Source organism: Caballeronia concitans, from assembly GCF_001544615.1.
GTDB classification, from domain to species: domain Bacteria; phylum Pseudomonadota; class Gammaproteobacteria; order Burkholderiales; family Burkholderiaceae; genus Caballeronia; species Caballeronia concitans.
Genome location: NZ_FCNV02000001.1, coordinates 1,038,929 through 1,065,283, shown reverse-complemented (window position 1 = coordinate 1,065,283; position 26,355 = coordinate 1,038,929). Strand labels below are relative to the sequence as shown.

The window sequence follows — 26,355 nt, the reverse complement described above, 5'->3', positions numbered from 1 at the left end:
CCGGTCAAAGCGAGTCGCATGAGTGGAATCAAAGGAGCGTGGCTGTCAGGCCGCCTTTCGTGGGCGGCCTTTTTTTCGCCCGCGTTTTTGTGCGCCTTCCTAGCGCCAGCCGGACTCGCGATGCGTGCGCTTGCGCGCCGCCGTCGCCGACAGTTCCGCGCCAAGCAGAAACACCGCCGCCGAGTAATAGAGCCACATGAGGATGATCGCGAGCGATCCCGCCGCGCCGAACATGTTCGCCGTGCCCGCGTGCTGCAAATAAAACGCGAAGAGCCGCTTGCCGCATTCGAACAGCATCGCGGCGGCGGTCGCGCCGAGCGCGGCGTCGCACCAGCGCATGCGGGTCGTCGGGAGAAACTTGAGGAGGACGGTGAACGCGAGCATCAGCATGGCGAGCGAGATTGCGCGGCGCGTCACCGTCGACAGCACGACGAACGGATTGCCGTCGCCGAGCGCCCAGTGGCCGAGCACTTCGACGAGCGCATCGAGCACGAGCAGCGCGACCACCAGCAGCCCCGCGCCCACTACCAGCGCGAACGACACCAACCGAACGCGCACGAGCGCGAAGATGCTCGCGCGCGCGCCGACGGCGGGCGTCGGCCAGATCACGTTCAGCGCGCTATGCAGCGACGAAAAGGTCGCCGACGCGCCGATCAGCACGCCCGCGATCGACAGCACGGCCGTGCGCCGCGCCATGTCGGCGTGCCACGCGTTCGCGACGATCGCTTCGAGCGTGTGCGCCGCGTCCACGCCCACGACGCCGCTGATTTCGGCGAAGAGCCGGCCCTGCACGGCATCGGCGCCAAAGAAAATGCTCGCCACCGAAATGACGATGACGAGCGTCGGCGCGAGCGAAAACGCGGCGAAGAACGAGATCGCCGCCGAGAACATGAGGCAGTGGTCCTGAATCCATTGCGTGACGGGATCGGCGAGCCACGACAGCCAGCCGAACCGCGACGTGCGGCCTTCCGCCAGGGGAGCGGACGGATTGGGGACTTGGGGGACTTCGCGGTTCATCGGCGAGTGCGGGACCGTTTGGAACGTCAAGCGCCGATGTTAGCCTCCCCGCGCGCGACGCGTGTAAAAAAGGCGCGGGCGGAAAGTCCGCGCGCGCCTTGGGTGCTGCGGCAAGCGGCGTTCAGATGCGTTCGTCGTCGTCGGCGGGGTCGGCGCCCTCGTCGCTCAGCGACTCAACGTCGTCGTCTTCCACTTCGTCCGGCAGGATGTCGCCGTCAACCGCGAGATTGTTGTCGCCGTCCGCGGATGCGTCTTCGCCCGTGCCGAAGCGGTCGGTATCGCTGTCGAGCTGTGCGTCCGACAAGCCAAGCGCGTGGGCGTCGAGTTCGTCCTCGATATCGGCGGGACGGCGCATTTCGCCCTGCACGTCCGAGCCGCTATCCGACGAATCGCTCGGACCGAGCGCGCCCGTGCCGTGACCCTTGCCCCATTCCGTGCCGCCTTCATCCGGCGGATTCAGTGTGCTTCCCGTCATGATGACCTCCTTCGATTGTGTCGATGAGAGGATCGCAAGTCCCGTTCCGCATGCGATTCGTCATGAAAAAACCCCGCGCTCGTGCGAGACGCGGGGCTTTCTTACGCGATGCGACGCCGTGCGATCAGGCCTTCGCCGCCCGCTTCGCTTCGGCTGCGCCCTGCTTCACCGTGTTGACGGTCTTCGCCGTCACCGACGTGGCCGTCGCGACGCTGCGCAGATCGGACAGGAACGAATCGCGCCACACGGAGAGATTGTTCTCGCGCAGCGGCGCCATCATGTCGGCGTGACGCGCCTGGCGCTCGGCGAGCGGCATCGACAATGCGCGCTCCAGCGCCTCGGACATCTGCGACAAATCGAACGGATTGACGACGAGCGCGCCCGGCAACTGATCCGCCGCGCCCGCGAACTGCGACAGCACGAGCGCACCCGGATCTTCCGGATCCTGCGACGCGACGTACTCCTTCGCGACGAGATTCATGCCGTCGCGCAACGGCGTCACGTAGCCGACCTGCGAGAGACGGAACAGCGCCATCAGCAGATTGCGCTCGTATTTGCGGTTCAGGTACTGAATCGGCGTCCAGTCGAGCTGCGCGAAACGCCCGTTGATGCGCCCCGCTTCGCCCTCCAGATTCTGACGGATGCGCTGGTACGTCTGCACGTCCGCGCGCGTCGGCGGCGCAATCTGCACGAGCGACACGCGGCCGTGCCAGCCCGGCGCGTTCAGCAGCAGGCGCTCGAAGGCCTGGAAGCGCTCGACGAGACCCTTCGAATAATCGAGGCGATCCACGCTCATGATGAGCTTGCGGCCGCGCATGCTGTCGCGCAGGCTCTTGACCTGCTTGCGCGTCGAAAACTGCTCGGCGGCCTTCGCGATCGCATCGGGATAAATGCCGATCGGATACGCGCCGACCTTCAGCATCCGGCCGAAAGCCTGCAGCATGCCGTCGTCGCTGCAATGGCCGCGTCCGCTGCGCTCGATGTAATCGACGAACGACTGCTTGTCGCTGTCCGTCTGAAAGCCGACGACGTCGTACTGGCACATCGCCGCCATCAGTTCCTCGTGCGGCGGCACGGTGCGCATGACTTCCGGCACCGGAAACGGAATATGCAGGAAGAAGCCGATCGGGTTCGTCACGCCGATCTTGCGCAGCTCCTGCGCGAACGGCAGCATGTGGTAGTCGTGTACCCAGATGATGTCGTCCGGCTGAAGCAGCGTCTTCAGCTTCGCGGCCAGCGTCGCGTTGACGCGCATGTAGCCCGCGTATTCCTCGCGATCGAAACGCGAGAGGTCGTTGCGATAGTGGAAGGTCGGCCATAGCGTCGCGTTCGAGAAGCCGCGATAGTACTGGTCGTAGTCGCGGCGGGTCAGGCCGACGGTCGCATAGGTGACATTGCCATTCTTTTCGACGACCGGCGCGGCCGATTCGCCGACGATCTCGCCGCTCCAGCCGAACCACACGCCGCCCGTTTCCTTGAGCGCATCCAACACGCCGATAGCGAGACCGCCCGCGCTGGGCTTGCCCTCCTGCACCGGCGCGACGCGATTCGATACCACGATCAATCTGCTCATTACAGGCTCACCTCTTCAGTTGTCGTTGCATGCCCGAATGGACGACATCAAGTTACGCAAGTCTTATGCCGTTTTGCGCACATTCCCGGTGAAAAATTCGTATCCAGATGTTACGGACGAACGAAAGCACGCGCCAAAACGTCGGCGCGTCGAACTTTTCGTCGGTGTCGGTGCGCCGCGTGATCGCGGCAAGTCACGCGTCCTGCTCGGAACCGAGGTCGCGCTGATAGTCGATGCCCTCGCGGCGCACACCGCCCTGGTTATGTTCGCCATCGGGCGGAGCGCCAGGCGCGGGGCGGTTCTGGCCGGCGGGGTCGTGATCGGCGGGGGGCGGAGAGGCGTTCTGGGCCGTGCCGTTCTTCGCGGCTTCGGCGCGTGCTTCGCGTTTGGATGAGTGACGCGCGGAGCGTCGAAGTGCGGGATGCCTCATGGTGCCTCCAGAAAGAAGGCCGTCGTGAATAGACCTCGGCGGCGTCAGACCGATGCGCGGTTCGTCGCCGTTTCCGGGCGTCGAATCCACGCGTTCTTGAGAAAAAAGGACCGGTGACCACGTGCGAAACCGGTCATTCTTGCGGCATTCGTTGTAATCCCTACCGTCGGGATGGAAACTTATTCAAGCCTTGCACGAATTCGGTGAATCGGTCCGGAAGACGCCGCCGATGCGTCCGACACGCCGCTTAAGCCACCGGGGGCGCGTCGCCCGGCCCGGGCGGCGGATCGCCGATGGGCTGCATCGGCTGCTCGGGCGGATCGCGTGTCGGGTCCGGGTTCGTGTCGGGCGGAATCGGGTTCGGCGGCGGCTGATCGGGCGGCGTCACCGGCGGGTCCGGCGGCTGCGGCGTCTGCGCACTGATGGGCGCGCGTGCGGAATCGGTCATGTCGGGCTCCTTGCGGTCTTGTGATCGTGATTACATCCGCTGCTGAGTCGGAAGGATGCGCTCATTCTTCCGCAAGGTCTGTTCCCCAATTTCGCGATTCCAGTCGCGTCCATGAACCCCATTATGGTGGCTGAAAGCGCGCCTGCCAACAAAAACGCCCGCGCTTTTTGCAAGCAGCGGGCGTTGTTTTCGTGTGAAGATAGCCGACGTTCAGAGATTTTCGCCGTCTGCGTCGCTCGGATCGCCACCCTCGCCGACGGCTGCCTTGTTCGCGTCTTCGCCGTATTCCACGAGCCGGTTGTAGAGCGTCTTCAGGCTGATGCCGAGTATTTCCGCCGCGCGCGTCTTCACGCCGCCGCACTGCTCGAGCGTCGCGAGGATCAACTGCCGATCCGCCTGCGCGAGCGACGTGCCGAACGGAATCGTCACCGCCGTTCCCGCCGATGCCTTCGAGAGCGAGATCTGCAGCGGCACGGTCGCCGTGCTGTCCGAATCGGACGCCGACATGATGTACGCGCGCTGCACGTAGTTCTTCAGCTCGCGCACGTTACCGGGCCAGTTGTACGACGCGAGCATGTCGCGCACGGCCGGCGGAAAGTCCTTGCGCGTGTTGTAGCGCGAATTCAGCTCGTCGAGGAACGCCTGCGCCAGCAGTTCGACGTCCTTCCCCCGCTCGCGCAACGGCGGCAGGTTGATCGGGAACACGTTCAGCCGGTGATACAGGTCGAGGCGCAGCTTGCCTTCGAGCACCGCTTGCTCCGGATCGCGGTTCGTCGCCGCGATCAGGCGCACGTCGGTTTCGAGTTCCTTCGTCGTGCCGACGCGCATGAACATGCCGGTTTCCAGCACGCGCAGCAGCTTGACCTGCAGCTCGATCGGCATTTCGGTGATTTCGTCGAGGAACAGCGTGCCGCCGTTCGCGCGTTCGAAATAGCCCTTGTGCTGACGATCCGCGCCCGTGAACGATCCGCGTTCGTGGCCGAACATTTCGGACTCGATCAGATTCGGCGAAATCGCCCCGCAGTTCACCGCGATGAACGAATGCTTGCGGCGAAGGCTCAGCTCGTGCAGCGTCTGCGCGGCCACCTCCTTGCCCGTGCCCGATTCGCCGATCAGCAGCACCGAGGCCGCCGTCGGCGCGACGCGGCCGACCTGGTCGTAGACGGTCTGCATCGCGGGCGAATTGCCGAGCATCAGGCCGAAGCGGCCCATGCGGCGGAGTTCGCCGCGCAGCGTGCCGATTTCCGCCTTCAGGTCGCCGGCGCGCGGCAGGCGCGAGAGGATGGCCTTCACGCGCTGCATGTTGATCGGCTTGACCAGATAGTCGGTCGCGCCCATCTTCAGCGCGCTCACGGCCGATTCCACGGTCGCGTGACCGGTGATCACGATCACTTCCACGCCGGAGCGCGGATCGAGATCCTCGAACAGGTCGACGCCCGTTCCGTCGGGCAACTTGAGGTCCGTGAACACGACGTCCGGCGTCTGCCTCACGAGCTGAATGCGCGCCTCGCGCAAATCGCTGGCGGTGGCCGTCGTCAGTCCATCTTCGCCGATGATCGCGGCTAGCGCCTCGCGGGTACTGGGATCGTCATCGACAATCAATACGTGTGGCATTGCGTCTCGAATTCTTCCAAAGCGTTTCAGGGTCACACGCTGCGCGGCAGCGTGGTCTTCTCCGGGCGACAAGGCGCCGTCCGGGCCGGTGCGTCTTGCGGCCGGGGATCATCGATCGAACCCGGCCTGAAGCGCTAAAAATAAAATAATTTCCGAAATTTCCGCACGCTTGGGGCGACCGCCGTAAGTTTTGCCATTTAGGCGACTTATAGCAGAGGTTTCTCAATTATAAGGGTTTATTAAGATAAAAACGCACGCCGGTAAAGGCGTGCGTCTGCTTCGGTCAATCGCGATCGCTGGTTTGGAGCCGGGCTTCGGCTCCGGCCGTCGTCAGCTTCGCGGGAAGTGCCACGCGTCGGGCGTGCCGCCGACGACGTAACCGTCCGCCGCCGAGCGCCGCCGCGACGCCGATACCGTGCGATTCGGATCGCGTCCGAAGCGGCGTCCGGCCGCGTCCTGCGACTGCATCCATTTCCACGCGAGCACGCTGCCGACAGCGAACAGCGCCCCGAACACTCCAATCGAAGAACGTGCCATGGTGTTTTTCTCCTGTCGTTGTTGATGATCGATGCCGCCAGGCGGCGGCGCATGCCGTGCGCCTTTAGCGCTGAATCAGGAGCGCCAGCACGAAGCCGGCAGCAGCCGCGATGCCCAGCGATTGCCACGGGTTCTCGCGCACGTATTTCTCCGTGCAGTCGACGCCCGCGCGATAGCGGCTCTGCGCATTTGCCTGCGCGTCTTCGAGCGCGGCGCGCGCCGTATCGGTGTGCGTCCGCAGGCGCGAGCGCAGCGCGTCGACGCCTTCGCCCGGCAGCGTCGCCGAGAGCCGCAGCAACTCTTCCGAGTCGTCCAGCAGCACCTTGATGTCTTCGATGATCTTCTGCTTGCCCAACGCAAGCTGGACAGTCGTTTGACTCATGGAATCAGTCCTCCACATTGGGTTTTGCCATTTAAGTTAGCTGATCGCCCTTGATTCGCCGTCATTGCGGTTTCGCGACCGTCACCGTCAACGGATCGCGCGATCCGTTGACGGTGAGGCGCGCGCGCAGCCGGCGCACGATGCCGCTCGCCGTCAGTGCGCCGCCCGCCACGCCGAACACGAGGCTCGTCACGTTGGCCGCGCCCGCCAGCGCCGGCGTGCCTGCCGCGTAGGCGAGCACCGCGCACATCAGCGCCGTCACGAGTGCGACGGCCGCCCAGTGATAAATGTCGATCGCCTCGCCTGTCGCGAGTTCCTGCCGATCGCCCGCCGGCCGTTCGCGGCCGCCCGCCTTGGACGCCGAGGCAGGCCGGCTCGCGCTGGCGGACGCACGGTAATCGCGCGCGGATAAATCGATATCAAAGATGTCTTCCATGATGTGTTCGGCCCCTCGCACTGCCCTGCGATCTTCGGCGTTTTCTCGGGCATTCGAATAAGGATGAACACCGTGGAGCAGCATTCGTGCCATATCGCTTTCACGCGCCACGAACCATTCAGCGACGAAGACGGCGGGTAAGTCTTACGCCGTCGGCTTGTAAATTCGCGGCGCATGCGGCGAACCTTTCCGGAAGCGCCGGACGCGGCCTCAGGCAATCAGACAAATTGCCTCTGCCCGCTCAAGAGCGCATTGCCGCAATATCGCCGCGAATGGTTAAATAGCGTTTATGAGATAGAGTCGTCCGCGGCGATGCGCGATCAACGCGCCGCAACCGGCGTGCAACGCCGCGCCGCGCGAGACTCCGGACCGACGCATGGAGAGGGACGGCTCATCGCAATCGAGAGCACGACAGCAGCGCCAGCGCGTGATCGCTGATGCGGACGGTCGATACGTGCGTGCGTCATGCCACGCGCGATGAAGTCCACAGCACGATCGAGGCCCGGCCCGGCGTGCAACCGCGATCGAGCCCAGCCCGCTTCGGCGGCGCTTCTCTTTCGACTGCTGCGAAGCGCCGCCCGACCCAACCACATTCGCAGAACTCAGGAACCATCAGGACTTATGGCGTCAACCGATCTTGACCCGCCGCTTGTCGCAGGCGAAACACCCGCGCAGAAAAAGCGCACAGCGGGCGACGTGCCGGGTTTGAAGTCTTATGGACTGCTGTACGGCTCATCGCCCGTGATGCTGGAGTTGTATTCGCAGATCGAGCGTGTCGCCGGCACCGACGCGACGGCGCTCATCATCGGCGAATCCGGCACCGGCAAGGAACTCATCGCGCGGACCATCCACGACCAGAGCGCACGCAAGGACGCGCCGTTCATCGCCGTGAACTGTGGCGCGATTCCGGACAACCTGATCGAAGCCGAGCTTTTCGGCCACGAGAAAGGCAGTTTCACGGGCGCGGTGCAGGGTCGCGTCGGTTATTTCGAGCACGCCAACGGCGGCACGCTCTTTCTGGACGAAGTGACGGAAATGTCGCCGGTCCGGCAAGTGAAGCTGCTGCGGGCGCTCGAAACCGGCACGTTCTTTCGTGTCGGCGGCAACGACCTCATCAGTTCGGACGTGCGCGTGATTGCCGCCACCAATCGCGATCCCGTCGTCGCCGTGAAGGAAAACGGGCTGCGCGAAGACTTGATGTATCGCCTCGCCGTGTTTCCGCTGCGCGCGCCGCCGTTGCGCGAGCGCGATTCGGACCGCGAATTCCTCGCGCAGCATTTCCTCGCCGAAATGAACGCGCAGGAAGGCACGAACAAGGCGTTCAGCAAGCGCGCGCTCGACGTGTTGCGCACCTATTCGTGGCCGGGCAACGTGCGCGAGCTGAAGAACACCGTGTATCGCGCGTTCATTCTCGCGGAAAAAACGGTGGAAATCGCGCATCCGCATCTCGCGTCGCGCGTGAAGAAGCCGATTACTCAGGGCGATGCGATGAACGTCTGGGTCGGCACGCCGCTCGCCGATGCGCAGAAGCAGATCATTCTCGGCACGCTCAAGCATTGCGGCGGCGACAAGCGGCGCGCGGCGAAGGCGCTCGGCGTGAGTCTCAAGACGCTGTATAACCGGCTCGGCGCCTACGAGAACGAAGACACCGAAGGCAACGATTCCTCTTCCTCAGCCAGCGAAGGCTGACCTTCTGGGCGGCTCGCGGACCGTCGTCCCCAGCCGCCCATTCAGTATTACGAACTGCGAAACGCGTTCCGTCCGCTTGCAATTTCTTGCAATTTTCCCGCACCCGTAATTAGAAGCATGCTTCAAAATGCGCGAAGCTCGCGGCCAGTCGCGCTTTTGAGCCTTGTGCGACAAGTCTCCGCGATCGGTGGCAGGGAAAAATCAGCCGCGTTCGTTCGATCGCAGCGCCAATAAAAACGGCAGACGAAGGAAAAGCAACATGCAGATCTGTGTCCCCCGGCGCGGCCGACGCGTCGCCGCATTCACCGCGTTTCTGTCAGGCGCCGTCGCGTGCCTGGGTTTGAGCGGATGCAACTCGCTCTACAGCGAAGGCGCGACAGCGGGCGCGGGTATCGCGGGTGCGGCCGTCGCCGGGAAGGTGACGGAGAACGCGGCAGTGGCGACCGGCATCGGCCTGGGCGCGGTCGCGGCGGCGCGCGCGGGCGTGCAGTACACGCAGCGCGTCATCCATACCGATACGCAGGACAAGATCGCCGCCGCCGCCGGACCGCTCGCGGTCGGTGCGGTCGCGCCGTGGGTGTCCGTGCATTCCGTTCCGCTCGAAGAGGACGAGAAAGGCCGCGTGACCGTGAGCCGGGCAATCAGCAGCGGCGCGCTCGATTGCAAGGAAATCGTCTTCTCGGTGGATCGCGACGCCACCAAGGATCGCGCCGCGGACAGCGCGTTCTACGTCGCATCCGTCTGCCGCGATGGCCCGAAGTGGAAATGGGCGTCGGCGGAACCGGCCACGCCGCGCTGGGGCTCGCTGCAATGACGGTGCGCCTGACGAATGCAGGAGCGCTGCGCCTTGCGCTTCTGGCCGCCGTCGCGGCGGCGTGCGCGGCCGTGAGCGGATGCGCGTCCATCGGCGCGGCGACGGGCGCGGTCGCGGGCGTCGCGACAGGCGCGGTCACGACGAATCCGGCGATCGGCATCGGCGTGGGTATCGCGGTTCAGGCGGCCACCGACGAAGCGGTAAAACGCGTATCGAAGTCGCTGCACACGGATCAGCAAGTGGCGATCGCGTCGGCGGCGGGTGTATCGACGGTCGGCGAGACCCGGCCCTGGAAGGTGAAGCACACGTTGCCGATCGAGAACGGCCACGGCGACGTTCGCGTGCTGCGGGAATTCGACAACGCGCTTGCGAGCTGCAAGGAATTCGCGTTCTCCGTCGCGGATGGCGACGAGCCGAATTCGCATGCGGAGTGGTTCATCGCGACGGCGTGCAAGCAAACCGAAGGCTGGAAATGGGCGTCGGCGGAGCCGGCGGTCGAGCGCTGGGGGAATTTGCAGTAGGCGCGACGTACGTGCGATGCCACAAGCGCGGTTTCCGGCGACGGGAACCGCGCTTTTTTGTTGCGTCAGCCGTGCGCGATGGCCTCCAGCGCGGCGCGCGCGAGAAAGCCGCTGCGCGTTTCGTGGCGCGCTTCGACGTAGCTGTCGATCTTGTGAAGGACGAAACGCGGCAGGCTGATGTTGATGCGCTCGGGTTTGGAGTCCAGCTTGGAGAGGTCCACTTCGACGAAGGCCCAGATGGCGTCGGCGTAGTCGGGATTCGCAACGAGTTCTTCGATGCTCGTCGAGTCGATGATGACCTTGTCGCCCTCCTCAATGATCGCCTGCACGTGGCAGACGATCGCCTCCTTCGCATTGCGCAGCGCTTCCTCGATCGTGTCCCCGGCGGAAAAAACTCCGGGCACGTTGGGCACGGTCACCCCGTAACAGCTCTCAGGATCTTTATGAATGGCGATGGCGAATTCCATGTCCGATAGTCCTCTACGACGAGTAAAGCCGGTTCAGCAGTCCGGCGGCCTTCAGAACGGCTCTGACTGTTCCGATAGCCAGGTCCTTCTTCGGGTGAACCACTGTCACGCGTGCGTTGGTCGTTGCGTGTTTGAAATGGTGATGGCTGCCTCGGATGCGCACCAGTTGCCAGCCATCATCCAGAAGCATTCGTATCAAGCGCGATGAATCCATCCCGTCTCCGAATGCTTCGTGTGTAATTTTACACACGAAGCGCGTGATTGAAGACGGGAAATTTACGGCGGCGTGTTCGCTACCGGCAGTCATCCAAACGGCCTACGCCAAAAGCAAAAGCGCGGCGCCATCTCTGGCCACCGCGCTTGGTTTGCGCCATCCGACATCGAGCCGAAGCCTCAAGCCTCCACATCCTCCAGACTCAGCATCTCCGTCTGGTCGTTATACGAGAAGATCTCGCCGTAACGCCCCCAGTCGATGACCGCATCGAGCGTTTCCTGCGCCGCCTTGTCGGAGAGAAAGTCTTCGAGTTCCTGCTCGAAGCGCACGCGCGGCGCACGATGCCCCGGCCGCTCGTTGAGCACCTTCTTGATCCGCGCGGCGAGCGGCACGTGGCGCAGCAGATGCTCCGCGAACATCATCTTGCGTTCCTGCGTGCCGAATTCCGCGAACACGCGCGCCTGCGGCGTCAGGTAGATGTCGCCCTCGCGCACGTCCGCGAAGCCGAGATGCTGCAGCACTTCCGCGACCGGAAAGAGATCGTCCACTTCGAGATGCAGCGACCGCGCGATTTCCGGCATGTCCGCGCGGCCGTGGTACGGCTCGGCCGCGAGCGTTTCGATGAGACCAGCCATCAGGTTCGTCGATACCGACGGCAGCCAGCTTCCGAGCTCGAGCCCCTTCTTCTTCGCTTCGTCCATCTGGCGCGCGGTCATCTTCGCGTAGATGTCGTCGACGAGCCGCCGGAACGCCGGATCCAGCCGGTTGCGCGGATGCTTGAACGGCACCTTGATCTCGGCCATCACGCGGCCGGGATTCGACGACAACACGAGAATCCGGTCGCACATGAACACCGCTTCCTCGATGTTGTGCGTCACGATCAGCACCGACTTGATCGGCAGCCGGCCCTGCGTCCACAGATCGAGCAGATCGGTGCGGAGGTTCTCGGCAGTCAGCACGTCGAGCGCGGAAAACGGCTCGTCCATCAGCAAAAGAGTCGGATCGACGACGAGCGCGCGCGCGAATCCCACGCGTTGCCGCATACCGCCGGAAAGCTCGCGCGGATACGCGTTCTCGAAGCCGTCGAGACCGATCAGGTCGATCGCCGCCAGCGCTCGCTCGCGACGTTCGCGCGCGCCGACGCCCTGCGCTTCCAGACCCGCTTCCACGTTCTGCAGCACGGTCAGCCACGGGAACAGCGCGAACGTCTGGAACACCATCGCGACGCCCTTCGCAGGTCCGCGCAACGGCTCGTTGAGATACGTGACTTCGCCGGCAGTCGGCTCGATCAATCCGGCGATGATGCGCAGCAGCGTCGATTTGCCCGAGCCCGAACGCCCCAGCAAGCCGACGATCTCGCCTTCGCGCAACGAGAGATTGGCGTCGTCGAGCACGAGCAGTTCGCCCTGCGTCTTGTTGAAGCCGCGGCTCACGTTCTGCACGCGCAGGATTTCGTTGCCGATACGCGGCGGCTTGGTCGGCTGCGCGGCCGCGCCCGTGCGCTGGGCGACCTGCGCGGCGGGCGTCTGCGTGTTCTTGAGGTTCTGCATCGGAACTCGTCCTTAATCCAGTCGAAGCCGTGCTTCGGCGTAGGCGTACAGCGGACGCCACAACAATCGGTTGAAGAGCGTCACGAAGAGCGACATCACCGCGATGCCGAGGATGATCTTCGGATAATCGCCGTCAGCGGTGGTCTGCGCGATATACGCGCCCAAGCCATGCGCGACGACCTTCGTGTTGCCCCACGACACCGCCTCCGCGACGATGCTCGCGTTCCACGCGCCGCCCGACGCGGTGATCGCGCCGGTGACGTAGTAAGGAAAAATGCCGGGCAGCATGGCCTTCTTCCACCACTGCCAGCCGCGAATCTGAAAGTTGGTCGCGGCTTCTCGATAATCGTTCGGATAGGCCGATGCGCCCGCGATCACGTTGAACAGGATATACCACTGCGTCCCGAGCACGATGAGCGGCGAGAGCCAGATATCCGGGTTCAGATGCCATCGCACGATCACGACGACGAACACCGGAAACAGCAGATTCGCCGGGAACGCGGCGAGGAATTGCGCGAGCGGCTGAAATTTCTCGGCGAGCGCGGGACGCAGCCCGATCAGCACGCCCACCGGGACCCACACGACCGACGCGATCGCAATGAGCACGACTACGCGGATCAGCGTGATGAAGCCGAGCACGAACACGTGGCCCACTTCGCCCCACGTGACGCCCGTCGCGACGAACGACACCACTTTCCACACGACGAACACCGTCAGCAGCAGCACGACCGCGCCCCAGGCGATATCGCCCGCGCGCGTCGATGCGACCGGCGCGCGCAACGGCAGCTTCACGCGCTGAATGGACGGCAGGCGAATCGGCACGCGCGCGGCCCGCGCGAGAATCCATCCCGCCGGCACGAGCAGCCGGTGAATCAGCCGCGTGCGGCGAATCAGATCGAGCAGCCACGATCCGGGCGCGTTGCCCGAACTCGTGTTCTCCATGCGGAACTTGTCCGCCCACGCGACGAGCGGGCGGAACATCAGCTGATCGTAGGCGAGAATGACGACGGTCATCGCGAGAATGACCCAGCCGATCGCGCTCAGATTGCGCTCGCCGATGGCCGCCGCCAGATACGCGCCGATGCCCGGCAGCACGACGGTGCGGTTGCCGACCGTGATCGCCTCGGATGCCACGACGAAGAACCAGCCGCCCGACATCGACATCATCATGTTCCAGATGAGGCCGGGCATCGAGAACGGCACTTCGAGCTTCCAGAAGCGCTGCCAGTTGGTGAGATGAAAGCCGCGCGACACTTCGTCGAGGTCGCGCGGCACCGTGCGCAGCGACTGATAGAAGCTGAACGTCATGTTCCACGCCTGGCTCGTGAAGATGGCGAAGATCGCCGCGCATTCCGCGCCGATCACGCGCCCGGGGAACAGCGCGAGAAAGAACGTGACGGTAAAGGAGATGTAACCGAGCACCGGCACCGACTGAAGAATGTCGAGAATCGGCACGAGCACGATGGACGCGCGCCGGCTTTTTGCCGCGAGCGTGCCGTAGACGAGCGTGAAGATGAGCGAGGCGACCATCGCGGCGAGCATGCGCAAGGTCGTGCGCAGCGCGTATTCGGGGAGATTCGCGGGGTCGAGGGAGATCGCCTGCGTCTGCAGGGTCGAGATCGGCGCGAGGGTCTCATGGAAACCGACAGCGGCGAGCGCGATCATGCAGATGATCATCGGGAACGCGACGAAGTCCCACCGGTTGGGCAGGAGCCGCCACGCCGACGCGTTCGCCGTGCGATTCAGATTGAAACCAAATTCCATTCAAGGCCCTCCCCGTAAGGCTTTCTTCCGACCGCGCAAGGCGCGGGTGATGCTCGAGACGGCCAGCGCCGTCGTCCGGTCCCGGAGGCGTCCCCACGCGCTCCTCTCGCGCCGCCGGACGTTCAACGCGCCCGGCCGCCGAATCGACTACACGTAAAGCGCGCCGAACCGGGCGACACTACACCAAGCACGATGACAGGCACAACCTTCCTCCCGAACTTCGCCCTTTCATGCGATGCTTCTGTTGCTCTTCGGCACGACGAAGGCAAAAATGAAGAGTCCGCCGATGCAGCGGTCGTCAGCCGGGGTGACGAGTCAAGCGCGAGCACGGCGGCGTGGCATTGTGTTGGACACACGTCGCCCGCGGCGAGAAGACCCTTGATAGACGACAAAAAACATCGTCCAATCTTGACTTACCACAAACAATAAATTGAGCGCCGATGCAATGCGTGACGCCAAATCCAAGTCGGAAGGCCGTCCGACAGACTCGAGAGACCGTCCTTGCCGCGTCGCCCGGCCGGGTGCGCATGGAAGGACCGCGGCTGCCGTTCGGACGCGACGCAATGAACGCGCCCGCTGCGTCCGGCTGAGCCGCGCGCTCAGGCCGGCGATTATCCCGTTTTTGGCTGACGGCGGCGAGTCCCGGCGCGGGGCCGGCACGTTCGCTGCGGACGGTGCGCCATCCGCGCGCCCGATGCGTGCGGCGTGACGTCCGTACCGGCCGAATGATGAACAAGCTCACTTTGCACCGCGTAATCGCGACGCTCTGCCTCGCGATGCTCGTGTTCGGGTGCTGGGTTGCCGCCGGCCTGCTTTCGGACCGAATGGTACAGCAGGAGATGACCGCCACGGTGCGCACCGAGCGGCAGATGGCGGCGTCCATCGTCGACAACATGGCGCAAAGTATCGCGAGCGACCTGGCCATGTCCCGCGCCATTCCGGCCACGCTCGCGCAGATGGACCTGATGCAGCGCGCCCTCGCCGAGTCGCGGCATTATGCCCTGAACCCGAAGGCGACGGAAACGGCGCGCCGCGCGCAATGGATGGCGCTGCCGAACCTCGCCCGCGTCGATGCCTTCCTGCACGACGCACAGGGCTTCTCCGGCCTCGATTCGATCTGGCTCGTGAACGATCGGGGCTTCTGCATCGCGTCGAGCAATGCGGCGGATGCGAACAGCTTCATCGGCTATGACATGAGCGCGCGCGCCTACGTCGGCCGCGCGCTGCTCGGCGGCTTCGCGGAGATGTACGGCGTCGGCAGGCTGTCGGGCGAGCCGGGCATCTTCATCGCGGCGCCGGTTTATGAAGACGGGCTGCTCGTCGGCGCGGTGATCGCCAAGGTGAGCATCGACCGGCTGCGGCACTGGGTGTCGCGCGCGGGCACGTTCGTGACGGACGAAAACGGCGTCGTCGTGATGGCGCACGACGGCCGCCTCGAATATCAGGCGATGCCCGATGCCCCCGTCGCCCGCATGACGCCTTCGGAGCGCTTCGAGCACTATCGCCGCGATTCGTTTCCGCCGCTGCGCGTCGCGCCGGTCGGCGAGCAGATGCGCCAGGCCGCGCCCTGGCTCGCGCCCGCGCTCGCGCAGAGCGTCTACACCGCGAACGGCGACGCGTCGCCCTCGCTCTACGACGAGCGCACGGGCCTGAACTCGGGTCTGTCGGCGCATATCGTGCATCCGCTCACGAGCTGGCCGGAGATCAGCCGCAACCATAGCCGCGACCGCCTGCTCGTGTTTCTGACGATGCTCGGCGTCGTCACGCTCGCGGTGGTGATCGCGACCTCGTATTCGCGCGAACGCCGGCTGCACCGCGCGACGCGCGATCTCGCCGAGCAGTTGCAGTCCGCCAATACGATGCTTTCCGCCGAAGCCCGCCACGATGCGCTCACGGGCGCCCTGTCGCGCCGCTATTTCCTCGATACGCTGCGTCACGAAGTGGAACTGGCGCGTTCATCCGGCACGCCGCTTTCGGTGGCCATCGCCGATCTGGACCACTTCAAGCAGATCAACGACCGCTACGGCCACGCAACCGGCGACCGCGCGCTCGAGCATTTCGCGGACGTGTGCCGCGCGCAGCTTCGCCCGAACGACGCGATCGGCCGGCTCGGCGGCGAGGAATTCGGCATCCTGCTGCCGCAGACGTCGCTCGCGGACGCGCAAGCCGTGCTCGAACGCCTGCGCAAGCGCTTCAACCACGAGCACTGCGGGCATCTTCCCGACGGTGCCGAACTGTCCGTGAGCATCGGCATTACCGAGCTGGCCAGCGGCGACGCGCTCGAATGGATTCTCTCCCGCGCCGACCTCGCGCTCTACGAAGCGAAATCGCGCGGGCGCGACCGCAGCGAAGTGCGCCCCGCCGATCCCATCCCGCCGGCGCGTCATCCCGAAAACTCGCTGGCCGGCAAATAAGCGCGCGGACGCGCCGATGGACACGGCGCTGCCGCGTGCGGGCAGGTATCATCGACTTTGGATATCGAATGCCGTTGCCGTCATCGGGAGGATTGCATGAAGGGGAATCTGGTCATCGTGTGCCGCGATCAGGATGCTGAAACGTTCGACCAACTGCTCGCCGAGTACGGGTCGTTTCAGACGCGGCTCTCGTCCACCGCGTGGTATCTGAAGATCGACATCGCGCCCGAGGTGATCCAGGAGGAGATTCTCTCGCGGCTCGGCAAGTACACGACGCATTACATCTTCGAGGCGTCGACGGTGACGTACAACACGGTGGATAGCGAGGCGGCCTCGGCGCTCGAGACGCTGTTCGACTGAGACCTTTCGCGCTTTTCCGGCAGCAAATGAAGGACGCGCGCCTTCGCTAGAGCGCGCGCTCCTCGTGCTGCGGCCCGGCGCGGCGCTCCGCGACCGGCCGCGTGGCGATGTCGAACGGAAAAGTCATCACGACCTGCAAGCCGCCTTGCGCGTGATTGCCGACTTCGCACTCCCCGCCCGCGCGCCGCGCGAGACGCTCGACGATTGCGAGCCCGAGTCCGCTATGTCCGCTGCCGCCGCGCGCCGGATCGAGCCGGACGAACGGTCGGCTCGCCTTGATCAGGTCGTCGGGCGCGATGCCCTTGCCGTGATCCGCCACCACCAGCACCCAGCCATTCGCCCCGCGCCGCGTCTCGATGACGATGGGCGGCGCGCCGTACGCATGCGCGTTATCGAGCAGATTGGACAGCAGCCGATCCAGCGTCGCCGCGGGCAGCACGAAGCTCGGCCCGGCTTCGAGCGCGAGGCGAATCGGCTCCGCGTTCGGCGACACCGCCCGATACGCCCGCGAGATGCGCTCGCAAGTCTGATCCACCGAGACCGGCTCGCTGCCGTCCGGGCGGTCATGCGCGAACACCAGAAACTGATCGACGATATGCGCCATGGAAGCGACATCGCGCACGACGCCGTCGCGGACCTTTTCGTCGTCCATCATTTCGGCGCGCAGACGCAGACGCGCGAGCGGCGTCTTGAGATCGTGCGCGACGCCCGCGAGCATCACAGCGCGGTCGTTCTCGGTCTGCGAGACCTCGCGCACCATCTGATTGAAACCGTGCGTCAACTGACGCAATTCGCGCGGGCCGCGTTCGGGCACGGGCGGCGTCGGCTGGCCGCGTCCGAAGCGGCCGACCGCCTGCGCGAGCGAGCGCAACGGCGACTGCAACTGCCACGCGGCGAAGAGCGCGGCCAGCACGGCCGTCGAAAAGATGATGGCGAGCCAGACCAGCATGCGGTCGCGCGAGCGCGGCGGACGCAGCGGCTGCACCGGCACGACGATCCAGCCGGCGTCCTTCGCGCCGTGCACCCACACGCTCGGCGGCGCGCCCGGTTCGCCGGGGCGCACGTCGGTGTCGTCGGGCAGGCGGTCTTTCATGTCGTCGAGAAAGCGCGAAAGCGGCCGCGGGATCGCTTCGCTCGCGGGCTGCGGGACGTCCGGCGCGTTCAGCGGCACGACGCGCACGCGCGAAGGCAGCGGCTGATCCGGATTGTTCGCGACGTGCTGGCGCACCGCTTCGACCAGGAACGCGGCCTCTTCGACGGCATAGCGCGTCTGCGAGTTGTCGCGCTCGACGCGGATGACCGCGAACCACGCGAGGTGCGACAGCACGAGCACGCCGATCACCAGAACGACGAGACGCCCGAAAAGCGAATCAATGGGCCGGCGCATTCTGCTCGCCGTCAGGAACGAACACGTAGCCGCGCCCCCGCACCGTCTGGATGAAGCGCGGCGTGGACGGATCGCTTTCCAGAATGCGGCGCAGACGCCACACCTGCACGTCGATGCCGCGGTCGGTGCCGTCGTATTCGGGGCCGTGCAACAGTTCGAGCAGGCGCTCGCGCGTGAGCGTGCGCATCGGGTTGTTCACGAAGATCTTCAGGAGCGCGAACTCGCTGCCGGACAGCGTGAGCGGCTTGTCGTCCTGCTGAAGCGTGCGCGACTGGAAATCCAGCCGGAAGCGCCCGAACGAATACGGCTCGCGCTGTTCCGGCGCGGCGGACGGAATCGTGCGGCGGCGGCGCAGCACCGCCTGCACGCGGGCGAGCAGCTCGCGCGGATTGAACGGCTTGCCGAGATAATCGTCCGCGCCGAGTTCGAGTCCGACGATGCGGTCCACGTCGTCCGCACGCGCCGTCAGCATGATGACGGGGATGTCGTCGCCCGATGCGCGGAGCTTTCGCAGCGCGGTCAGGCCGTCGACGCCCGGCATCATCAGATCGAGCACGATCAGATCGGGGCGCTCGCGCTCCAGCCGGCGTTCGAGGGAACCGGCGTCATGCAGCACCGAGACTTCGATGCCCTGCCGGACCAGATAGTCGCGCAGAAGGTCGCGCAGTTCGGCGTCGTCGTCGACGACAAGGATTTGTGTAGTCATGTGAGGAAGTTTAGCGCGTGACCCCGGGCCGTTTGACGGCTCGCGCGCCCCAAAGGGTTACCGGGTGTTACCGCGAAAGGAGCGCGTAAACCAGCGTAATACGAAACGCCGCAGCGGTAACACGCGATGCCGCGCGAGCCTCTACGCTGTGTCTCACCGGAAGCGCGAAACCTCGACGAGGCTCGCAATTCGGCTCCGACAATCAATAAAGGGAGTCTCACGATGGGCAAGCAATACCGCATCCTCACCGCCGCTGCCACCGCACTCGCGCTGTCCTTCGGCTCGGCCTACGCCGCCACCAACGATGCGCCCAGCGCGCCGCCTCCGGGCGGTCCGGGCATGATGATGGGCGGCCCCGGCGGTCATCACATGGGAATGGGAATGCGCATGCAGAAGCAACTGGACCAGCTGCACGGCCAGTTGAAGCTCAACGCGGATCAGGAAAAGCTCTGGCAGACCGCGCTCGACACGATGAAGCATCAGCGCGACACCATGCGTGAGGCGCATCGCCAGATGCATCAGCAATTCGAGGCGATGCAGAATCAGCCGATTCTCGACCTGAACGCGATGCACGCGGCGCATCAAAAGCTGGAGCAGCAGCAGGCGCAACTGCGTGAGGAGACCGCGACCGCGTGGCTCAACTTCTACAACGCGCTGAACGATCAGCAGAAGACGACGGTCAGCACCGCGCTCAAGAAGCACTTCGCCAGGATGCGCGAGCACGAGCACAAGATGCACGAGGGTTGGAGCAAAAATCGCGGCGGTGCGGACGGCACGCCGGGCGCGGCTGCGGGGGCATCGGCCACGGCGAAGCCCTAAGTTTCGATGGACGGACGCGCGTCGGGGATGTGTCCAGCGCGCAAAAAAACCGCGGGCGCTTCACGCGCTCCGCGGTTTTGTCGTCGATACAGCAGCAGCCTTAGGCCAGATCGAACAGCAGCACTTCCGCGTTGTCGCCCGCATCCAGCGTGACGGTCGCGGTGTCTTGGATCTTCGCGGCATCGCCCGCGCCGAGCGCCTCGCCGTTCACCGACACCTTGCCGCGCGCCACGTGCACGTACACGCGACGGCCCGCCGGCACGGCGAACTCCGCGCGTTCGTCGCCATTGAAGAGGCCCGCGAAGATTCGCGCGTCCGCGCCGATCTTCACCGACCCGCCCTCACCTTCCGGCGACGCGATCACGCGCAGGCGGCCGCGCTTTTCATCGTCGGTGAAGCGCTTTTCCTCGTAGCCCGGCGCGCCGCCCGGCGCATCCGGAATGATCCAGATTTGCAGGAAGTGCGCCGTTTCGTTCGGCGATCCGTTGAACTCGCTGTGTCGCACGCCGGTTCCGGCGCTCATGCGCTGGACGTCGCCGGGGCGGATGGTCGATCCGTTGCCCATGCTGTCGCGATGCGCGAGCGCGCCTTCGAGCACATAGCTCACGATTTCCATGTCGCGATGACCGTGCGTGCCGAAGCCCTGGCCGCCCGCGACGCGGTCTTCGTTGATCACGCGCAGCGCGCCGAAGTGGACGTGCTCCGGATCGTAGTAATCGGCGAACGAGAACGTGTGATACGAGTCGAGCCAGCCGTGGTTGGCATGACCGCGTTCGTTGCTGCGGCGAATCTCGAACATGATGTTGCTCCCGGTGTAGACGTTGAACTGCGATGGACAGAATGTAAGGGCGGCAGCCCGTTGGAACAACGAGCGCGCCGGCACTACACCGTCCCGCCGGTGGATGTAATCGGACATGTCCGGACATCGCCCGCGCGCGATCCGGGTTCGGGTAAAATACCGCGCTTTTCGGCCGGCGGCATCGGCGCGGCGCCGCGAGAGACGCCGGTTGGCGGTCATTCTTGCCGTTTCATGCGTGGCGAACCACCGCGCGGCGGGAAGATCGCCGGGAAGATCGCCGGAAGAGCAGCAGCAACACAGCGGGCTCGCCAATTTTGGCCACCTAGAATACGCACCGCCGGCGAAACGCCGGAAGCAGGCATGTCGCGAGCGCAACTCACGCGGACGGATGGCGGCCGAAAGCCGCCCAGTGCGCGCCCGTCATATGTGGCGCACCTTAGGAAGGAATCACCATGTTGCAAGGCTACGGTCCGCTGATCCTCGCGGGCACCTGGCAGACCGTCAAGCTGGCGGTGCTGTCGCTCGGGCTCGCCTTCGTGATCGGCCTGATCGGCGCGGCGGCGAAGCTCTCGAAGAACCGGCTCGCCTCGGGCGTCGGCACCGTCTACACGACGCTCATCCGCGGCGTGCCCGATCTGGTGCTGATGCTGCTGCTCTTCTACAGCATCCAGATCTGGCTGAATCTGCTGACCGACCAGCTCGGCTGGGATCAGATCGACATCGATCCGTTCCTCGCCGGCATTCTCGTGCTCGGCTTCATCTACGGCGCGTATTTCACCGAAACCTTCCGCGGCGCGTTCCTTTCGGTGCCGCGCGGCCAGCTCGAAGCGGGCGCGGCCTACGGCATGACGCCGTGGCAGACCTTCTCGCGCATCATGTTTCCGCAGATGATGCGCTTCGCGCTGCCGGGCATCGGCAATAACTGGCAGGTAATGGTCAAGGCGACCGCGCTCGTGTCGATCATCGGCCTCGCGGATGTCGTGAAAGCCGCGCAGGACGCGGGCAAGGGCACGCAGCGGTTCTTCTTCTTCACGCTGCTCGCAGGCGTGGTCTATCTCGCGATCACGACGATCTCGAACTTCGTGCTGATCTGGCTCGAGCGGCGCTATTCCATCGGCGTGCGCAAAGCGGATCTCTGATCACCTTCAACCAGCCATCTAAAGCGATTAAGAGCGGCGGACTTCATGATCGAAATCATCCAGGAATACTGGAAGAACTACCTTTTCACCGACGGCTATCGCATCACCGGTCTCGCGATCACGATGTGGCTGCTCGTCGTTTCCATCGGCTTCGGATTTTGCCTCTCGGTGCCGCTCGCGGTGGCGCGCGTGTCGAAGAACAAGCTGCTGTCGCGCTCGGTATGGCTCTACACGTACGTCTTTCGCGGCACGCCGCTCTACGTGCAGCTGCTGCTGTGCTATACGGGCCTCTATAGCCTGCAGGTCGTGCGCGATCATCAACTGCTCGGCGAATTCTTTCGCAGCGGCATGAACTGCACGCTGCTCGCGTTCACGCTCAATACCTGCGCCTACACGACGGAAATCTTCGCCGGCGCGATCAAGGCGACGCCCTACGGCGAAATCGAAGCCGCGCGCGCCTATGGCATGTCGAGCTTCACGCTGTATCGCCGGGTAATTCTGCCGTCGGCGCTGCGACGCGCGCTGCCCTATTACAGCAACGAGGTCATCCTCATGCTGCACGCGACGACCGTCGCGTTCACCGCGACCGTGCCGGACATCCTGAAGATTGCCCGCGACGTGAACTCGGCGACGTATCAGTCGTTCCAGGCGTTCGGCATCGCCGCCCTGCTCTATCTCGTCATTTCGTTTGCGCTCGTGTGGCTGTTTCGCCGCGCCGAGTATCGCTGGCTCGCGTACCTGCGGCCTCAAGGCAAATAAGTCAGGCAATCGCTCCGGCCAAGGACCGTTCATGAATTCCCAGAAGCACAAGCTGTTCGTCGATGACATCCACAAGCAGTACGGCAGCAACGAAGTTCTGAAAGGCGTATCGCTGAAGGCGAACGCCGGCGACGTGATCAGCATCATCGGGTCGTCGGGCTCGGGCAAGAGCACGATGCTGCGCTGTATCAACTTCCTCGAGCAGCCCAATCGCGGGCGCATTTTCGTCGACGGCAACGAAGTCCGCACCCTGCTCGACAAGGCCGGTGCGCTGAAGGTCGCTGATCCGAAGCAGTTGCGCCAGGTCCGCTCGAAGCTGTCGATGGTGTTCCAGCACTTCAACCTGTGGTCGCACATGAACGTGCTCGAGAACGTGATCGAAGCGCCCGTGAACGTGCTCGGCCTCTCGAAGAAGGAAGCCGAGGAGCGGGCGCGCACGTATCTGGAGAAGGTCGGGCTCGCGCCGCGGCTGGAGAAGCAGTATCCGTCGCATTTGTCGGGCGGACAGCAGCAGCGCGTGGCGATTGCGCGCGCGCTCGCCATGCATCCCGACGTCATGCTCTTCGACGAACCGACCTCCGCGCTCGATCCGGAACTCGTCGGCGAAGTGCTGAAGGTCATGCAGACGCTCGCGGAAGAAGGCCGCACGATGATCGTCGTCACGCACGAGATGGCGTTCGCGCGCAATGTCTCGAATCACGTGGTGTTTCTGCATCAGGGGCGCATCGAGGAAGAAGGTCGCCCGGACGAGGTCTTCGGCAACACGAAGAGCGAACGGCTCAAGCAGTTCCTCTCTGGCAGTCTCAAATAAGCTGACGAAAGTCCGCAAAAAAAAGCGCCGAAAGGCGCTTTTTTTACGTCCGCGCGCCGCTTTTTCGCCGTTTTTGCGGCCTAGCGCCGCCGTGCCCGCTCGTCAATAGGCGTCACACCTGACCCCTTAAACGGCGCTATCGCAAACCCTTATCCCACAAGGCTTTGCGCGGCGATTCCCACGCTTTGGGTCGCACTTACGCCACATCCTCATTGCTTTTTTGACACAGACGTTCATGCGGTGCCAAATTCCTTTGGCGTGTGCGATGTATTTTGTTAAATTGGTAACTAAAGTACCAAAACGAAGTACCGAAAAAGTAGTTTTACTTCAAAACAAGAAGAGGAGACACCGATCGACGGGTCGGCGTCACGTTCGCGTCCGACGCGCGAATCGCCATGAGCCTACAGCCCGCGCGTGTGTCTGCCTCTGAGAACAATTTCCGGTTGGATGCGCCCGCATCGAACCGCACACAGCAGCACTTTGGGTTCTATTTCTTGACAGGGTTGGAGGAGATGATGAAGAAAGCTTTGCTCGCGGCAGCAGCACTGCTGACGTTCAGCGCGGTAGCGCACGCTCAAAGCAGCGTGACGCTGTATGGTCGCCTGGACGCAGGGCTCGAATACATGAACGGCGTGCCGACCGGTGTCGGTGCGAACGGCGCCGCTACCGGCTCGTCGCACCGCTTCCGTGCGGAAAGCGGCGACTGGGGCACGAGCCTGTGGGGTTTGAAGGGCGTCGAAGATCTGGGCGGCGGCTATCGCGCCGTGTTCCAGTTGGAAGGCAGCTTCAACACCATGACGGGTCAGGGCCCGGGCAATAACGGCATCTTCAATCGCTGGGCGACGGTCGGTGTCGCGAACAACCAGTTCGGTACGCTGCTGTTGGGCCGCGAACTCTTCATCGCAAACGGCGTGTGGGACTTCGATCCGTTCGGTCAGTCGAACTGGTCGTCGGCGTCGCTGGTCCGTGGCCGCAACTGGCCGCAATCGAGCAACAACATTTCGTACCAGTCGCCGAAGTTCGCGGGCTTCGACTTCTACGGCCAGTACTCGCTGTCGAACGCGACGAACTGGAACGGTAACGGCACCACGCCGCAAGGCCGCGAAGGTGGCGCGTACATTACCTACACCACGCCGCTGTTCCAGATCCGCGGCATGTACGATGAAATCCGCAACCCGGCCAACGGCACGCTCGGCGGCGCCTATAACGCGCTCAACGGCGGCACCACCGGCGCGAACAACGCAAACGGCAACGGCGTCTACGCGTACTCGCGCGAGTACACGGCGATGTTCAACCTGTTCCTCGGCCAGTTCAAGATTCAGGGCGCTTACCAGGCGATCCGCTCGTCCGGCATGACGGGCCAATTGCCCGGCCAGCCGACGACGCTCGATCACGAATGGGGCGGCGTGACGTGGCAAGCAACGCCGGCGGCTGCGCTGATCGCAGCGGTCTACCACGTGAACGGCAACAACGGCGCGGGTAACGCGAACATCTACACGGTCGGTGGCTCGTACAACCTGTCGAAGCGCACGCTGCTCGACCTGCAGGTCGCCACCGTGCAGAACAGCAAGACCGCGAACTACGGCCTGAACGCCAACAACTTCGGCACGGCGGCAGCGACGGACAATCCGTTCCCGGGCCACAGCCAGACGGGCGTGTATGCAGGCATCCAGCACTCGTTCTGATCGTTTCGATCGGCGAGTCTGAGCAAAGAATAGTCTTATAGAGTTTTCACGCTGCTGCGAGAGGCGCGTATCGGTGCGGTGCCCGAAAGGGTATCGCACCGTTTTTTATTGGCGCGGCGGTTTGGCGCGCTCGCAAAAGGCTACGACGCAGTGTGGTGTGGTTTGTCATATTGAATCAAAAGTACAGGTTCGACCCCATCCAGAAAGTAGTTTCCCTTCAAAATCCGTCCGAAAAGCGGGGACCTGACTGCGAGCTCCTGACAGTGCGCAAGCGTCTCCCCGAACGAATTCCGGTCGGTGCATCCCGCATCGAACCGCTTGGCAGCAGTGAGTTCACTTTGACGGAGTTGGAGGAGATGATGAAGAAAGCTTTGCTTGCAGCGGCAGCGCTGATGACGTTCGGCGCCGCGGCGCATGCCCAAAGCAGCGTGACGCTGTATGGCCGCCTGGACGCCGGGCTCGAATACATGAACGGCGTGCCGACCGGCAACGCATCGAATGTCACGGCGAGCCGCATCCGCGCCGAAAGCGGCGACTGGGGCACGAGCCTGTGGGGCCTGAAAGGCGCTGAAGACCTGGGCGGCGGCAATCGCGCTGTGTTCCAGCTCGAAGGCAGCTTCAACACGATGAACGGACAGGGTCCCGGCAGCAACCGCATCTTCAATCGCTGGGCGACGGTCGGTATCGCGAACAACCAGTTCGGCACGGTGTTGGTCGGCCGCGAACTGTTCGTGTCGAACGGTGTGTGGGACTTCGATCCGTTCGGTCAGTCGGCGTGGTCGTCGGCGTCGCTGGTGCGTGGCCGCAACTGGCCGCAATCGAGCAACAACATCTCGTATCAGTCGCCGAAGATCGCGGGCTTCGACTTCTACGGACAGTACGCGCTGTCCAACGCTACGAACTGGAACGGTAACGGCAGCACGGAACAGGGCCGCGAGGCTGGCGCGTACATCACCTACACGTCGCCCTACTTCCAGGTTCGCGGCATGTACGACGAAATCCGCAACCCCGGTAACGGCGCGCTCGGCGGCGACTACGCCGGCAACAATGGCGTGTACTCCTACTCCCGCGAGTACTCCGCGATGGCCAACGTCTTCCTCGGCCAGTTCAAGCTGCAGGCCGGTTATCAGGCCGTCCGCTCGTCGGGCATGACCGGCCAGCTTCCCGGCGAGCCGACGACGCTCGATCACGAATGGGGCGGCGTGACGTGGCAAGCCACGCCGGCGGCCGCGCTGACCGCTGCCGTCTATCACGTGAACGGCAACAACGGCGCTGGCAACGCGACGATGTACACCGTGGGTGGTTCATACAACCTGTCGAAGCGCACCCTGCTCGACATGCAAGTCGCGACGGTGCAGAACAGCAAGACGGCGAACTACGGCCTGAACGCCAACAACTTCGGCTCGTCGGTATCGACGGACAATCCGTTCCCGGGCCGCAGCCAGACCGGCGTCTACGCGGGCATTCAGCACTCGTTCTAAACGGCGACGAGCGCATCACGGCGCGGCGTCCTTCGGAACGCCGCTCCGTTTTTCCTCGCCGCTT

At 64.4% G+C, this 26,355-nt stretch carries 27 protein-coding genes; 11 read left to right on the top strand and 16 right to left on the bottom strand.

Annotation, left to right across the window (positions count from 1 at the left end; translation table 11 throughout):
- Nucleotides 1-99 precede the first annotated feature (99 nt).
- The 9 genes from AWB72_RS04970 to AWB72_RS04930 form a co-directional block, all read right to left on the bottom strand.
- Nucleotides 100-1,017: a YihY/virulence factor BrkB family protein gene (locus tag AWB72_RS04970; protein ID WP_040051900.1), complete on the bottom strand. Its 918-nt coding sequence runs from the start codon at nucleotides 1,015-1,017 to the stop codon at nucleotides 100-102.
- 121 nt (nucleotides 1,018-1,138) lie between these two features.
- Nucleotides 1,139-1,492: a chemotaxis protein gene (locus tag AWB72_RS04965; RefSeq protein WP_244285515.1), complete on the bottom strand. Its 354-nt coding sequence runs from the start codon at nucleotides 1,490-1,492 to the stop codon at nucleotides 1,139-1,141.
- A gap of 124 nt (nucleotides 1,493-1,616) precedes the next feature.
- On the bottom strand, nucleotides 1,617-3,065 hold the full coding sequence (otsA, locus tag AWB72_RS04960) for an alpha,alpha-trehalose-phosphate synthase (UDP-forming) (protein ID WP_040051898.1): 1,449 nt from the start codon (nucleotides 3,063-3,065) through the stop codon (nucleotides 1,617-1,619).
- A 193-nt stretch (nucleotides 3,066-3,258) separates the two neighbouring features.
- A complete protein-coding gene (locus AWB72_RS29300) occupies nucleotides 3,259-3,495 on the bottom strand; it encodes a hypothetical protein (protein ID WP_084593022.1) in 237 nt (78 codons plus the stop codon).
- A gap of 247 nt (nucleotides 3,496-3,742) precedes the next feature.
- The gene (locus AWB72_RS04950) at nucleotides 3,743-3,943 is read right to left on the bottom strand and encodes a hypothetical protein (protein ID WP_087127884.1); all 201 of its coding nucleotides are present in this window, start codon (nucleotides 3,941-3,943) and stop codon (nucleotides 3,743-3,745) included.
- A 210-nt stretch (nucleotides 3,944-4,153) separates the two neighbouring features.
- On the bottom strand, nucleotides 4,154-5,557 hold the full coding sequence (locus AWB72_RS04945) for a sigma-54-dependent transcriptional regulator (RefSeq protein WP_040051896.1): 1,404 nt from the start codon (nucleotides 5,555-5,557) through the stop codon (nucleotides 4,154-4,156).
- 330 nt (nucleotides 5,558-5,887) lie between these two features.
- Complete coding sequence (locus AWB72_RS04940) at nucleotides 5,888-6,094, bottom strand: hypothetical protein (RefSeq protein ID WP_040051895.1); 207 nt, start codon at nucleotides 6,092-6,094, stop codon at nucleotides 5,888-5,890.
- A gap of 64 nt (nucleotides 6,095-6,158) precedes the next feature.
- Complete coding sequence (locus AWB72_RS04935; RefSeq protein ID WP_040051973.1) at nucleotides 6,159-6,476, bottom strand: ElaB/YgaM/YqjD family protein; 318 nt, start codon at nucleotides 6,474-6,476, stop codon at nucleotides 6,159-6,161.
- 61 nt (nucleotides 6,477-6,537) lie between these two features.
- Entirely contained in the window at nucleotides 6,538-6,912 is a 375-nt protein-coding gene (locus AWB72_RS04930; protein ID WP_040051894.1) for a hypothetical protein, read from the bottom strand.
- Between the two features lie 621 nt (nucleotides 6,913-7,533).
- On the opposite strand from AWB72_RS04930, the gene AWB72_RS04925 reads away from it, so the two are divergent.
- From AWB72_RS04925 to AWB72_RS04915, 3 genes are all read left to right on the top strand, one after another.
- Nucleotides 7,534-8,601, top strand: coding sequence for a sigma-54 interaction domain-containing protein (locus AWB72_RS04925; RefSeq protein ID WP_040051893.1), 1,068 nt, complete (start codon nucleotides 7,534-7,536; stop codon nucleotides 8,599-8,601).
- Between the two features lie 259 nt (nucleotides 8,602-8,860).
- On the top strand, nucleotides 8,861-9,415 hold the full coding sequence (locus tag AWB72_RS04920; RefSeq protein WP_040051972.1) for a hypothetical protein: 555 nt from the start codon (nucleotides 8,861-8,863) through the stop codon (nucleotides 9,413-9,415).
- Entirely contained in the window at nucleotides 9,412-9,936 is a 525-nt protein-coding gene (locus AWB72_RS04915) for a hypothetical protein (protein WP_040051971.1), read from the top strand. Before AWB72_RS04920 ends, AWB72_RS04915 begins: the two co-directional genes overlap by 4 nt.
- 65 nt (nucleotides 9,937-10,001) lie before the next feature.
- Here AWB72_RS04915 and AWB72_RS04910 read toward each other — a convergent pair whose 3' ends face one another.
- From AWB72_RS04910 to AWB72_RS04895, 4 genes are all read right to left on the bottom strand, one after another.
- Nucleotides 10,002-10,403, bottom strand: a complete 402-nt coding sequence (locus AWB72_RS04910; RefSeq protein WP_040051892.1) for a type II toxin-antitoxin system HicB family antitoxin — start codon at nucleotides 10,401-10,403, stop codon at nucleotides 10,002-10,004.
- Nucleotides 10,404-10,416: 13 nt separating this feature from the next.
- A complete protein-coding gene (locus AWB72_RS04905; protein WP_040051891.1) occupies nucleotides 10,417-10,617 on the bottom strand; it encodes a type II toxin-antitoxin system HicA family toxin in 201 nt (66 codons plus the stop codon).
- Nucleotides 10,618-10,796: 179 nt separating this feature from the next.
- Nucleotides 10,797-12,167, bottom strand: coding sequence for an ABC transporter ATP-binding protein (locus AWB72_RS04900; protein ID WP_040051890.1), 1,371 nt, complete (start codon nucleotides 12,165-12,167; stop codon nucleotides 10,797-10,799).
- Nucleotides 12,168-12,179: 12 nt separating this feature from the next.
- Entirely contained in the window at nucleotides 12,180-13,931 is a 1,752-nt protein-coding gene (locus AWB72_RS04895; protein WP_040051889.1) for an ABC transporter permease, read from the bottom strand.
- A 728-nt stretch (nucleotides 13,932-14,659) separates the two neighbouring features.
- On the opposite strand from AWB72_RS04895, the gene AWB72_RS04890 reads away from it, so the two are divergent.
- Together AWB72_RS04890 and AWB72_RS04885 are read left to right on the top strand one after the other, a co-directional pair.
- Nucleotides 14,660-16,345: a GGDEF domain-containing protein gene (locus tag AWB72_RS04890; RefSeq protein WP_040051970.1), complete on the top strand. Its 1,686-nt coding sequence runs from the start codon at nucleotides 14,660-14,662 to the stop codon at nucleotides 16,343-16,345.
- Between the two features lie 96 nt (nucleotides 16,346-16,441).
- Nucleotides 16,442-16,705, top strand: a complete 264-nt coding sequence (locus AWB72_RS04885) for a double-stranded DNA-specific endonuclease (RefSeq protein WP_040051887.1) — start codon at nucleotides 16,442-16,444, stop codon at nucleotides 16,703-16,705.
- Nucleotides 16,706-16,751: 46 nt separating this feature from the next.
- Here AWB72_RS04885 and AWB72_RS04880 read toward each other — a convergent pair whose 3' ends face one another.
- Nucleotides 16,752-18,092 (bottom strand): ATP-binding protein, encoded by a 1,341-nt coding sequence (locus tag AWB72_RS04880; RefSeq protein WP_040051886.1) that lies wholly within the window; start codon nucleotides 18,090-18,092, stop codon nucleotides 16,752-16,754.
- Nucleotides 18,076-18,798 (bottom strand): response regulator, encoded by a 723-nt coding sequence (locus AWB72_RS04875; protein WP_040051885.1) that lies wholly within the window; start codon nucleotides 18,796-18,798, stop codon nucleotides 18,076-18,078. Before AWB72_RS04875 ends, AWB72_RS04880 begins: the two co-directional genes overlap by 17 nt.
- 222 nt (nucleotides 18,799-19,020) lie before the next feature.
- On the opposite strand from AWB72_RS04875, the gene AWB72_RS04870 reads away from it, so the two are divergent.
- A complete protein-coding gene (locus tag AWB72_RS04870; protein ID WP_040051884.1) occupies nucleotides 19,021-19,617 on the top strand; it encodes a Spy/CpxP family protein refolding chaperone in 597 nt (198 codons plus the stop codon).
- A gap of 100 nt (nucleotides 19,618-19,717) precedes the next feature.
- Here the strand turns inward: AWB72_RS04870 and AWB72_RS04865 are convergent, their stop codons facing one another.
- Nucleotides 19,718-20,416, bottom strand: a complete 699-nt coding sequence (locus AWB72_RS04865; RefSeq protein WP_040051883.1) for a pirin family protein — start codon at nucleotides 20,414-20,416, stop codon at nucleotides 19,718-19,720.
- A gap of 452 nt (nucleotides 20,417-20,868) precedes the next feature.
- Here AWB72_RS04865 and AWB72_RS04860 point away from each other — a divergent pair, with 452 nt between their 5' ends.
- The 5 genes from AWB72_RS04860 (at nucleotide 20,869) to AWB72_RS04840 (ending at nucleotide 26,291) form a co-directional block, all read left to right on the top strand.
- The gene (locus AWB72_RS04860) at nucleotides 20,869-21,555 is read left to right on the top strand and encodes an ABC transporter permease (RefSeq protein ID WP_040051882.1); all 687 of its coding nucleotides are present in this window, start codon (nucleotides 20,869-20,871) and stop codon (nucleotides 21,553-21,555) included.
- A gap of 45 nt (nucleotides 21,556-21,600) precedes the next feature.
- The gene (locus tag AWB72_RS04855; protein WP_040051881.1) at nucleotides 21,601-22,314 is read left to right on the top strand and encodes an ABC transporter permease; all 714 of its coding nucleotides are present in this window, start codon (nucleotides 21,601-21,603) and stop codon (nucleotides 22,312-22,314) included.
- 31 nt (nucleotides 22,315-22,345) lie between these two features.
- On the top strand, nucleotides 22,346-23,125 hold the full coding sequence (locus AWB72_RS04850) for an ABC transporter ATP-binding protein (protein ID WP_040051880.1): 780 nt from the start codon (nucleotides 22,346-22,348) through the stop codon (nucleotides 23,123-23,125).
- A gap of 515 nt (nucleotides 23,126-23,640) precedes the next feature.
- A complete protein-coding gene (locus AWB72_RS04845; RefSeq protein WP_040051969.1) occupies nucleotides 23,641-24,810 on the top strand; it encodes a porin in 1,170 nt (389 codons plus the stop codon).
- Nucleotides 24,811-25,169: 359 nt separating this feature from the next.
- Nucleotides 25,170-26,291, top strand: coding sequence for a porin (locus tag AWB72_RS04840; protein WP_040051968.1), 1,122 nt, complete (start codon nucleotides 25,170-25,172; stop codon nucleotides 26,289-26,291).
- The last annotated feature ends 64 nt before the right edge of the window (nucleotides 26,292-26,355 follow it).

Bases quoted from the DNA above. Each gene is read 5' to 3' on its own strand.
- AWB72_RS04880 (WP_040051886.1), bottom strand. From the start codon at position 18,092: ATGCGCCGGCCCATTGATTCGCTTTTCGGGCGTCTCGTCGTTCTGGTG.
- AWB72_RS04875 (WP_040051885.1), bottom strand. From the start codon at position 18,798: ATGACTACACAAATCCTTGTCGTCGACGACGACGCCGAACTGCGCGAC.
- AWB72_RS04945 (WP_040051896.1), bottom strand. From the start codon at position 5,557: ATGCCACACGTATTGATTGTCGATGACGATCCCAGTACCCGCGAGGCG.
- AWB72_RS04855 (WP_040051881.1), top strand. From the start codon at position 21,601: ATGATCGAAATCATCCAGGAATACTGGAAGAACTACCTTTTCACCGAC.
- otsA (WP_040051898.1), bottom strand. From the start codon at position 3,065: ATGAGCAGATTGATCGTGGTATCGAATCGCGTCGCGCCGGTGCAGGAG.
- AWB72_RS04970 (WP_040051900.1), bottom strand. From the start codon at position 1,017: ATGAACCGCGAAGTCCCCCAAGTCCCCAATCCGTCCGCTCCCCTGGCG.
- AWB72_RS29300 (WP_084593022.1), bottom strand. From the start codon at position 3,495: ATGAGGCATCCCGCACTTCGACGCTCCGCGCGTCACTCATCCAAACGC.
- AWB72_RS04885 (WP_040051887.1), top strand. From the start codon at position 16,442: ATGAAGGGGAATCTGGTCATCGTGTGCCGCGATCAGGATGCTGAAACG.
- AWB72_RS04950 (WP_087127884.1), bottom strand. From the start codon at position 3,943: ATGACCGATTCCGCACGCGCGCCCATCAGTGCGCAGACGCCGCAGCCG.
- AWB72_RS04930 (WP_040051894.1), bottom strand. From the start codon at position 6,912: ATGGAAGACATCTTTGATATCGATTTATCCGCGCGCGATTACCGTGCG.
- AWB72_RS04910 (WP_040051892.1), bottom strand. From the start codon at position 10,403: ATGGAATTCGCCATCGCCATTCATAAAGATCCTGAGAGCTGTTACGGG.
- AWB72_RS04965 (WP_244285515.1), bottom strand. From the start codon at position 1,492: ATGACGGGAAGCACACTGAATCCGCCGGATGAAGGCGGCACGGAATGG.
- AWB72_RS04935 (WP_040051973.1), bottom strand. From the start codon at position 6,476: ATGAGTCAAACGACTGTCCAGCTTGCGTTGGGCAAGCAGAAGATCATC.
- AWB72_RS04870 (WP_040051884.1), top strand. From the start codon at position 19,021: ATGGGCAAGCAATACCGCATCCTCACCGCCGCTGCCACCGCACTCGCG.
- AWB72_RS04865 (WP_040051883.1), bottom strand. From the start codon at position 20,416: ATGTTCGAGATTCGCCGCAGCAACGAACGCGGTCATGCCAACCACGGC.
- AWB72_RS04925 (WP_040051893.1), top strand. From the start codon at position 7,534: ATGGCGTCAACCGATCTTGACCCGCCGCTTGTCGCAGGCGAAACACCC.
- AWB72_RS04845 (WP_040051969.1), top strand. From the start codon at position 23,641: ATGAAGAAAGCTTTGCTCGCGGCAGCAGCACTGCTGACGTTCAGCGCG.
- AWB72_RS04840 (WP_040051968.1), top strand. From the start codon at position 25,170: ATGAAGAAAGCTTTGCTTGCAGCGGCAGCGCTGATGACGTTCGGCGCC.
- AWB72_RS04890 (WP_040051970.1), top strand. From the start codon at position 14,660: ATGAACAAGCTCACTTTGCACCGCGTAATCGCGACGCTCTGCCTCGCG.
- AWB72_RS04905 (WP_040051891.1), bottom strand. From the start codon at position 10,617: ATGGATTCATCGCGCTTGATACGAATGCTTCTGGATGATGGCTGGCAA.
- AWB72_RS04860 (WP_040051882.1), top strand. From the start codon at position 20,869: ATGTTGCAAGGCTACGGTCCGCTGATCCTCGCGGGCACCTGGCAGACC.
- AWB72_RS04940 (WP_040051895.1), bottom strand. From the start codon at position 6,094: ATGGCACGTTCTTCGATTGGAGTGTTCGGGGCGCTGTTCGCTGTCGGC.
- AWB72_RS04900 (WP_040051890.1), bottom strand. From the start codon at position 12,167: ATGCAGAACCTCAAGAACACGCAGACGCCCGCCGCGCAGGTCGCCCAG.
- AWB72_RS04915 (WP_040051971.1), top strand. From the start codon at position 9,412: ATGACGGTGCGCCTGACGAATGCAGGAGCGCTGCGCCTTGCGCTTCTG.
- AWB72_RS04895 (WP_040051889.1), bottom strand. From the start codon at position 13,931: ATGGAATTTGGTTTCAATCTGAATCGCACGGCGAACGCGTCGGCGTGG.
- AWB72_RS04920 (WP_040051972.1), top strand. From the start codon at position 8,861: ATGCAGATCTGTGTCCCCCGGCGCGGCCGACGCGTCGCCGCATTCACC.
- AWB72_RS04850 (WP_040051880.1), top strand. From the start codon at position 22,346: ATGAATTCCCAGAAGCACAAGCTGTTCGTCGATGACATCCACAAGCAG.